At 66.4% G+C, this 7121-nt stretch carries 6 protein-coding genes; 3 read left to right on the top strand and 3 right to left on the bottom strand.

Translation table 11 applies throughout. From position 1 onward, the window contains the following. The first annotated feature begins 331 nt into the window (after nt 1-331). Nucleotides 332-2587, top strand: coding sequence for an arginine/lysine/ornithine decarboxylase (locus HAV22_RS30025; RefSeq protein WP_166865269.1), 2256 nt, complete (start codon nt 332-334; stop codon nt 2585-2587). 165 nt (nt 2588-2752) lie between these two features. Here HAV22_RS30025 and dcd read toward each other — a convergent pair whose 3' ends face one another. From dcd to HAV22_RS30010, 3 genes are all read right to left on the bottom strand, one after another. Beyond that, on the bottom strand, nt 2753-3319 hold the full coding sequence (gene dcd / locus HAV22_RS30020) for a dCTP deaminase (RefSeq protein WP_166865267.1): 567 nt from the start codon (nt 3317-3319) through the stop codon (nt 2753-2755). Between the two features lie 45 nt (nt 3320-3364). Then, nucleotides 3365-4201 carry an alpha/beta fold hydrolase gene (locus HAV22_RS30015; RefSeq protein ID WP_166865264.1) on the bottom strand — a complete coding sequence of 279 codons (837 nt, stop codon included), beginning with the start codon at nt 4199-4201 and terminating at the stop codon, nt 3365-3367. Nucleotides 4202-4304: 103 nt separating this feature from the next. Next, nucleotides 4305-4859, bottom strand: a complete 555-nt coding sequence (locus tag HAV22_RS30010; RefSeq protein WP_166865261.1) for a Spy/CpxP family protein refolding chaperone — start codon at nt 4857-4859, stop codon at nt 4305-4307. A 136-nt stretch (nt 4860-4995) separates the two neighbouring features. On the opposite strand from HAV22_RS30010, the gene HAV22_RS30005 reads away from it, so the two are divergent. Then, nucleotides 4996-5682 carry a response regulator transcription factor gene (locus HAV22_RS30005; protein WP_166865258.1) on the top strand — a complete coding sequence of 229 codons (687 nt, stop codon included), beginning with the start codon at nt 4996-4998 and terminating at the stop codon, nt 5680-5682. Between the two features lie 2 nt (nt 5683-5684). Continuing rightward, nucleotides 5685-7115 carry a sensor histidine kinase gene (locus HAV22_RS30000; RefSeq protein WP_166865257.1) on the top strand — a complete coding sequence of 477 codons (1431 nt, stop codon included), beginning with the start codon at nt 5685-5687 and terminating at the stop codon, nt 7113-7115. Nucleotides 7116-7121: the final 6 nt, after the last annotated feature.

The raw sequence follows: 7121 nt of genomic DNA, 5'->3' as shown, positions 1-7121 counted from the left end.
GGATCAAGGCTCTCAAGAAATTCGGTCTGATCGACCAACCTGCCTGAGTCGCGAGCTGCACAATTTTTGATGGCCTACCCCGGCCAGGCATCCGCACGTCTTTTGGATACGTTCTTTCACGTTACGGTCTACCGCCCAGCGCGCTATGTCGTCATCGAGTTTAAACAAGAGTGCGCCACAATCTTCCCCGTATAGCTAACCTATTAAAAATTTTTGCACGGGACCACGCGATTTCTGCGAAAATCCGCTTCTTCATTTTTCCGGTGCCGTGCCCGGCCGCCCTCCACTTCCCGGAAGGCGGCGCGCACGGCGCTTCGTTTTGGAGCTGTCCATGAAATTTCGTTTCCCAATCGTCATCATTGACGAGGATTTCCGTTCCGAGAACACGTCCGGCCTCGGCATTCGCGCGCTCGCGGCCGCGATGGAAAAAGAAGGCATGGAAGTGCTGGGCCTGACGAGCTACGGCGACCTGTCGCAGTTCGCCCAGCAGCAGTCGCGCGCCTCGGCCTTCGTGCTGTCGATCGACGACGAGGAATTCGGCGGCGGCACCCTCGAGGAAACGAACTTCGCGCTGGCCGGCCTGCGCGCGTTCGTGCAGGAGATCCGCCACAAGAACTCGGACATCCCGATCTACATCTACGGCGAGACCCGGACAAGCCGCCACATCCCGAACGACATCCTGAAGGAGCTGCACGGCTTCATCCACATGTTCGAGGACACGCCGGAATTCGTCGCCCGCCACATCATCCGCGAAGCGAAAGCATACCTGGACAGCCTGGCGCCGCCGTTCTTCCGCGCCCTCGTCAACTACGCGAACGACGGCTCCTATTCCTGGCACTGCCCTGGCCACTCGGGCGGCGTGGCGTTCCTGAAGTCGCCGATCGGCCAGATGTTCCACCAGTTCTTTGGCGAGAACATGCTGCGCGCCGACGTCTGCAACGCCGTCGAGGAACTGGGCCAGCTGCTGGACCACACGGGCCCCGTCGCGAAATCGGAGCGCAACGCCGCCCGGATCTATAACGCGGACCACTGCTACTTCGTCACGAACGGCACGTCGACGTCGAACAAGATGGTGTGGCATTCGACCGTGGCGCCGGGCGACATCGTCGTCGTCGACCGCAACTGCCACAAGTCGATCTTGCACTCGATCATCATGTGCGGCGCGATCCCCGTGTTCCTGATGCCGACCCGGAACAACCTCGGCATCATCGGCCCGATCCCGCTCGAGGAGTTCTCGCCGGAGTCGATCCGCAGGAAGATCGAGGCGAACCCGTTCGCGCGCGAAGCGAAGAACAAGAAGCCCCGCATCCTGACGATCACGCAGTCGACGTACGACGGCGTCGTGTACAACGTCGAGACCCTGCGCGAGCTGCTGGACGGCGAGATCGACACCCTGCACTTCGACGAAGCGTGGCTGCCGCATGCGACGTTCCACGACTTCTACCGCAACATGCACGCGATCGGCCGCGACCGCCCGCGCGCGAAGCAGTCGATGATCTTCTCCACGCAATCGACGCACAAGCTGCTGGCGGGCCTGTCGCAGGCGTCGCAGGTGCTCGTGCGCGAATCGGAGACCGTCGCGCTGGACCAGGATGCGTTCAACGAAGCGTACCTGATGCACACGTCCACGTCGCCGCAATACTCGATCATCGCGTCGTGCGACGTCGCCGCCGCGATGATGGAAGCGCCGGGCGGCACCGCGCTCGTCGAGGAATCGATCTTCGAAGCGCTGGACTTCCGCCGCGCGATGCAGAAGGTCGACGAGGAATGGGGCCAGGACTGGTGGTTCAAGGTGTGGGGCCCGCAAGTCACGAGCGAGGAAGGCATCGGCACGCAGGCCGACTGGATGATCCACGCGGAAGACGACTGGCACGGGTTCGGCAAGCTGGCCGAAGGCTTCAACATGCTCGACCCGATCAAGGCGACCATCGTGACGCCGGGCCTGTCGCTGGACGGCTCGTTCGGCGATTCGGGCATCCCGGCGTCGATCGTGACGAAGTACCTGGCGGAGCACGGCGTCATCATCGAGAAGTGCGGCCTGTACTCGTTCTTCATCATGTTCACGATCGGCATCACGAAAGGCCGCTGGAACACGCTCGTCACCGCCCTGCAGCAGTTCAAGGACGACTACGACCGCAACCAGCCGATGTGGCGCGTCATGCCGGAATTCACGGCCGCCAACCCGCGCTACGAATCGTGGGGCCTGCGCGACCTGTGCCAGCAGATCCACGACTTCTACAAGTCGCGCGACGTGGCGCGCCTGACGACGGAGATGTATTTGTCGGACATGATCCCCGCGATGAAGCCGTCGGACGCATTCGCGAAGATGGCGCACCGCGAGATCGAGCGCGTGGCGATCGAGGACCTCGAAGGCCGCATCACGGCGATCCTGCTGACGCCATACCCGCCGGGCATCCCGCTGCTGATCCCGGGCGAGCGCTTCAACAAGACCATCGTCGACTACCTGCGCTTCGCGCGCGATTTCAACGAGCGGTTCCCGGGCTTCGAGACGGACGTGCACGGGCTCGTGAAGCGCGAGATCGACGGCAAGCTCGGTTACTTCGTCGACTGCGTCACGCAGGACTGATGCGGGCAACGTTCGGTGGGCTCGGAGAGCCCACCCTACGATTTCGGTACGCGAACGTCATGGGACCCGGCCGTAGGGTGGGCACCCCGTGCCCACCACACCGCCCGCACACCGCGAACACACAAAAAAAGGAGGCCGCAGCCTCCTTTTTTTACGTCCTGACCATCAGGTCTTGGGCAACGTCACCCCATGCTGCCCCTGGTACTTGCCGCCACGGTCCTTGTACGAGGTCTCGCAGACCTCGTCGCTCTCGAAGAACAGCACCTGCGCACAGCCCTCGCCCGCATAGATCTTCGCCGGCAGCGGGGTCGTGTTCGAGAACTCGAGCGTGACGTAGCCTTCCCATTCCGGCTCGAACGGCGTCACGTTGACGATGATGCCGCAGCGCGCATACGTCGACTTGCCCAGGCAGACCGTGAGCACGTTGCGCGGGATGCGGAAGTATTCGATCGTGCGGGCCAGCGCGAACGAGTTCGGCGGGATGATGCACACGTCGCTCTTCACGTCGACGAACGAATTCGAATCGAAGTTCTTCGGGTCGACGATCGTGCTGTTGATGTTCGTGAACACCTTGAATTCGTCGGCGCAGCGGATGTCGTAGCCGTACGACGAGGTGCCCCACGAAATGATCTTGCGGCCGTCCGTCTCGCGCACCTGTTTCGGCGAGAACGGCTCGATCATGCGCTGTTCTTCCGCCATCCGGCGTATCCATTTGTCGCTCTTGATACTCATCGCTGGGCTTCTTTTCCAAAAAAGGGGGATAACAATCCCGCAATTTTACGCGAAAAGCGCCGCGGGGCGGCCCGCCTTTTTTTCGTCGGCCTGTCCGAGCAGCCGGGCGATCATCTCGCGCGTCAGCTGGGCCGTCAGGGCCGGCTGTTCCATCGGATACAGGTGCGTGCCCTCGATCGTGACGAAATTGTCGCCGACGAGCCGGCGCGTGCCGACCAGGCCCGCCTGGCGCAGCTCGAGGGAATCGGTGCCGGCGATGAAGCCGACGGGCACCGGGTACGGCGCGCGCAGCACGCGATCCATATCGTGCGGCAGCGTGCTGTAGATCGCCGCCTCGACGTCGCGGTCGAAGCGCAGTTGCACGCCGTCCGGGTGCGGTTTCAGGCCGTGGTCGAGATAATCGTCGAGCGCGCCCGGCGCCCACGCCTGGAAGATCGGCTTCGCCATGAAGTGTTCGTGCGCGGCCGCGCGCGACGGCCACACGTTGCGGCGTCGCGCCGCCAGCGCGCCGGGCGACAGCCGCTCGCGCAGCCCGAGCAGCTTCACGAACCGCCACACCTGCGCGCGCCACCCCGCGACGACGGGCGAATCCAGCATCACGACGCAGCGTGCCAGGTCGGGACGGCGGTGCGCCGCCAGCATGCCGACCGCGCCCCCGAGCGAATGGCCGACGAGGATGACGGGCTGCCCATACGCTTCCAGCTGCGCGATCAATTCGTCGATCAGCGTGTGCCAGTTGTCGCGCACGGGATAGCGCGGGTCGTGGCCCAGCATGTCCGTCGTGCGCACGTCGAAGTCGCCGCGCAGGTCGTCGAGCAGGCGGCCGTACGATCCAGACGGGTAACTGTTCCCGTGGGTGAAATGGAGGAGTGGCTTGGACATCGGAAAGGAGTGACACGGCGTGTAGTCGGAACGAAAGCCATTGTAATGTCATTACTTCCCGTGGTTTAGAGGGAAACGCCTATACCGGCGCGGCCGCACCTGTTCAGCGGCGCTCCGGCGGACCTTCCGGACGTTCGCCGCGATCGTGGCCGCGCATGTGATGCTGGCGCAGTTGCTCGCGTTGCGCCGGCGTCAGCACGGCGAGGAGCTGCGCTTCCGTGCGCGCATGCAGCAGCGCTTCGGCGCCGACGGCCTGGCCGAGGTCACGGGCGAGCGCGGCCGCTTTCGCCTCGTCGAACCGGTCGGCGCGGGCGAGGTCGCGCATCGCTTCGTGCGCTTTGCGGATCACTTTTTCGTGCTCATGGTGCTCCGGCGCCGCGGCGTGCCTGATGGCGAACACCTTGTCCTGTTGCGCCTCGCTGAGGTTCAGGCGGTGCAGCGCCAGGTGACCGAACGGCATGTCCGGACCCGGCGCGCCGGGTCCGTGGGGGCCGAAACCGTGGTGGCCCGGGCCCTGCTCGTGGTCGCCATCGGGCGCCGGCTGGCCGGCCGCGGACGGCGTGTCGGTCGCGGCGACGGCAAAGGCGGGGACGGCGCAGGTGGCGGCCAGGCATGCCGCGAGCAGCGCGGCCGAGGCGAAGAAACGGGAAGTGTTCATGTTCGTCATCCTTGTTGTTGTTCGGAGATCGCATTGTCGGATTCCTCCGTGTTAAACGGTGTTGTCGCCATGTAAAACCGCGTAAAGGAAGCCAGCCGGCGTGGAAGGCGGGCCGACGCTGCGCTAAGATGCGAGCATGAACCAAGTCCTACTCATCGACGACGACACGGAGCTCGTCGCCATGTTTTCCGAATACCTGGAGCAGGAAGGATTCCGCGTCGCCTGCGCCCACGATGGCGAGGCGGGTGCACGCGAGGCGCTGAGCGGCCAGTACGCGATCGCCATCCTCGACGTGATGATGCCCCGCATGAACGGCATCGACACGCTGCGCCGCATTCGGGCCGCCAGCCGCATGCCGATCCTGATGCTGACGGGCCGCGGCGACGACGCCGACCGCATCCTCGGCCTGGAACTGGGTGCCGACGACTACGTGACGAAGCCTTGCACACCGCGCGAGCTGACGGCACGCGTGCGCGCCATCCTGCGCCGCACGCAAGGCTCGCCGCAGGACGGCCCGGGTATCACGCTCACGGTGGGCAAGCTGACGATGCTGCCGGAGCAGCGCCGCGCCACGTGGGACGGCCAGCCGCTGGAACTGACCAGCACCGAATTCAACCTGCTCGAAGTCCTCGCCCGCAACGCGGGCCGCCCTGTCAGCAAGAACGACCTGTCCGAGCAGGGACTGGGCCGCCCGCTGGCCCGCTTCGACCGCAACATCGACGTGCACCTGTCCAGCCTGCGCCATAAACTCGGCACCTTGTCCGACGGCCGTTCCTGCCTGCAGACCGTCTACCGTCTCGGCTACCAGCTGATCCGCGAGTAGCGATGGGCCGGCTGTTCTGGAAGTTCTTCCTGTCCATCCTGCTGGCCCAGGTGGCCGCCACGATCGGCATCGGCGGCACGCTGTGGCTGCGCGACCAGGCGCGCCACCGCCACGGCGAACCCACGCTCGACACGAGCCCGCCCGCCACGATCATGCTGGACGCGGCGGCGGCCACGCTCAAGCATGGCGGCATCGACGCGCTGCGCGACCTCGCCGCCACCAGCCGCCGCATGCAGTTGTACGTGCTGGACGAAGAAGGCCACGAACTGCTCGACCGGCCCGTTCCCGCCAGGCTGCGCGAAGAAGTCGAGCGCGACCTGAACACCGACGGCCGCGGGCACGCCGTCGCCCACCTGACGGGTGCCGACGGCCGCCATTACGTCGCATTCGCGTCGCGCGCGTGGCACATGCCGGCAATGGAGGGGCCCGGGCCGCGCGACGGTCGACCGGGCGACGGGCCCGGCGGCCCTCCCAGGGACGGCGGCCGGGGCCCCGGCGGTCCGGGCGGCGGCTGGTTCGGCCTGCCGCCTGAATTCGGCCGCCACGTGGGTCCATGGCTGCCGCTCGCCGCCGCCGTGCTGGCCAGCCTGCTGTTCGCCGCCCTCCTCGCCTGGTATTTTTCGCGCCCCATCCGGGCCCTGCAGCGCGCGTTCGACGCGGCCGCCGCCGGCGACCTCGCGCCGAAGTTCGCGCACACGGCGCCGCGGCTGATCGGCGACGAGCTGGCCGAACTCGGTCACGATTTCGACCGCATGAGCGCCCGCCTGCGCGCGCTGATGGACGGCCAGCGCCGGCTGCTGCACGACGTCTCGCACGAACTGCGCTCGCCGCTGGCCCGGCTGCAGGCCGCCATCGGACTCGCGCACCAGCAACCGGAACGCCTGCGGGCGTCGCTCGAACGCATCGAGCGCGAGAGCGTGCGCATGGATCGCCTCGTCGGCGAGTTGTTGACCCTGTCGCGCCTGGAAGCGGCGACAGCGCTGCCCGCGACGGAGCACGTGGACCTCGTCGAAATGGTCGACCAGATCGCCGACGACGCCCGCTTCGAGGCCGGCGCGGAAGTCGCCGTCGAGGCGCCGGAACCGGTGACCGTGTGCGCCGCGCCGGACCTGCTGTGGAGCGCCGTCGAGAACATCGTGCGCAACGCCGTCAAGCACGGCGCCGGAGGACGCGTGGACGTGGGCGTGCATCCGGACGGCACCCTCGTGCACATCGAGGTACTCGACCAGGGGCCCGGCATCGCGCCCGACCATCTGGGCGACGTGTTCGAACCGTTCTTCCGCTCGAACCCGGCGCACAACAACGTCGACGGCCACGGGCTGGGCCTCGCGATCGCCAAGCGCGTCGTCGAGACGCATGGCGGACGCATCTCGGCCGCGAATCGTGCGGAAGGCGGTTTGCGGGTGACGATCACGCTGCCGCGGGCGGTGTAGCGCGGC

Origin of the sequence: Telluria antibiotica, assembly GCF_011682055.1 — a bacterium.
Lineage (GTDB): Bacteria > Pseudomonadota > Gammaproteobacteria > Burkholderiales > Burkholderiaceae_D > Telluria > Telluria antibiotica.
The sequence above is the reverse complement of the archived record's forward strand: the minus strand, read 5'-3'. Positions and strand labels throughout refer to the sequence as shown.

Bases quoted from the DNA above. Each gene is read 5' to 3' on its own strand.
- dcd (WP_166865267.1), bottom strand. From the start codon at position 3,319: ATGAGTATCAAGAGCGACAAATGGATACGCCGGATGGCGGAAGAACAG.
- HAV22_RS30015 (WP_166865264.1), bottom strand. From the start codon at position 4,201: ATGTCCAAGCCACTCCTCCATTTCACCCACGGGAACAGTTACCCGTCT.
- HAV22_RS30025 (WP_166865269.1), top strand. From the start codon at position 332: ATGAAATTTCGTTTCCCAATCGTCATCATTGACGAGGATTTCCGTTCC.
- HAV22_RS30010 (WP_166865261.1), bottom strand. From the start codon at position 4,859: ATGAACACTTCCCGTTTCTTCGCCTCGGCCGCGCTGCTCGCGGCATGC.
- HAV22_RS30000 (WP_166865257.1), top strand. From the start codon at position 5,685: ATGGGCCGGCTGTTCTGGAAGTTCTTCCTGTCCATCCTGCTGGCCCAG.
- HAV22_RS30005 (WP_166865258.1), top strand. From the start codon at position 4,996: ATGAACCAAGTCCTACTCATCGACGACGACACGGAGCTCGTCGCCATG.